The sequence below is a fragment of the Streptomyces sp. NPDC059355 genome, assembly GCF_042752335.1.
GTDB lineage: Bacteria > Actinomycetota > Actinomycetes > Streptomycetales > Streptomycetaceae > Streptomyces.
Genome location: NZ_JBHYXN010000123.1, coordinates 1 through 1,129, shown reverse-complemented (window position 1 = coordinate 1,129; position 1,129 = coordinate 1). Strand labels below are relative to the sequence as shown.

Genomic DNA, 1,129 nt, shown 5'->3' with positions numbered 1-1,129 from the left:
TGGACACCAATCCCTACCCGACTGGAGTCACGATCGGTGATGCGGAGATGGCGGCTCTGCCACTGACCCGGCATGCCTTCCACGGCGACTGGAACTATGTCCTGCACCCCCGTCCGGGGTCAAGGCCCGACGGCTATCTCATGGCACCACATGATCTCGATCACCTCCGGGTGGACGGGGACAGACTGCACGCTTGCGCGGCAATGCCCGATGTCGACTGTGTCCAGAAGCGTGTGTGCTTCACTGAGGACGCACGCGTCGGTATCCGGGGCCAGCTACCGACGCGTGCGTTTCATCCCGTCCAGAGCCAGCACAAAAGCTTCATGAATGCCTGGAAGAAGCCGCGCAGGAGTAGGAGGCAGCCCCCCAAAAATTGGGGCACGAAGGAACAGAACGGACAGGCCGAACGTCGGCGTATCCGACGCAGACGCAAGCTCCGTCTGAAGGAAGCCCTGCTCGGCAGGTCCCGTGGCGGACTCACGAGCAAGATTCATCTCGCCGCGGACCGCAGGTGTCGTCCGCTCGCGTTGATTTTGACCGCCGGGCAGGCCGGGGACAGCCCGCAGTTCATCCCCTTGCTCGCGAAGGTGAGAGTCCGCCTGCCGGTCGGCCGTCACCGCACGACGCCCGGCGCGGTCGCCGGGGACAAGGCGTACTCGTCTGGCGGCAACCGCGTCTACCTGAGCAAACGCGGAATCAGGGCCGTCATCCCGGAGAAACGGGACCAGGCCGCCAACCGCAAGGAGAAGGGCGCGCGAGGAGGCCGGCCCATCAGCCACGACGCCGACCTCTACAAGGAACGGAACAACGTCGAACGTCTGATCAACAAGCTGAAAGCCTGGCGCGCTGCGAGGAGAAGATCGAGCGTCTCGGTGATGATGCTCCGCTTCCTGCCGACGATTCTTCCCTGCGTCAATGCCCTGGCCGACGGCGGGGACGCTGGTGGAGGTATTGACGCTCTGGGTGTCGATCACGCAAGCCGTCGGCTCCCGAGCCCGTCCCCTTTCACGGCGAAGCTGTCTGAGCAGGCCTTGAGCCTGGCGAACACGCCCGCGTCGGCCCACTGGGCAAAATAGACATAGGCCGTGTTCCAGTGCGGGAAGTCGTGTGGGAGGTAGCGCCACTGGAC

The 1,129-nt window shown here is 64.6% G+C and carries 2 pseudogenes; one reads left to right on the top strand and one right to left on the bottom strand.

The window, feature by feature from the left end:
- Nucleotides 1-325: 325 nt before the first annotated feature.
- Nucleotides 326-860, top strand: a pseudogene (locus ACFXGI_RS38800) (transposase); the annotation flags it as partial.
- On the opposite strand, the pseudogene ACFXGI_RS38795 reads toward ACFXGI_RS38800, so the two are convergent.
- Nucleotides 848-1,129, bottom strand: a pseudogene (locus tag ACFXGI_RS38795) (transposase); the annotation flags it as partial. The pseudogenes ACFXGI_RS38800 and ACFXGI_RS38795 sit on opposite strands and share 13 nt — an antisense overlap.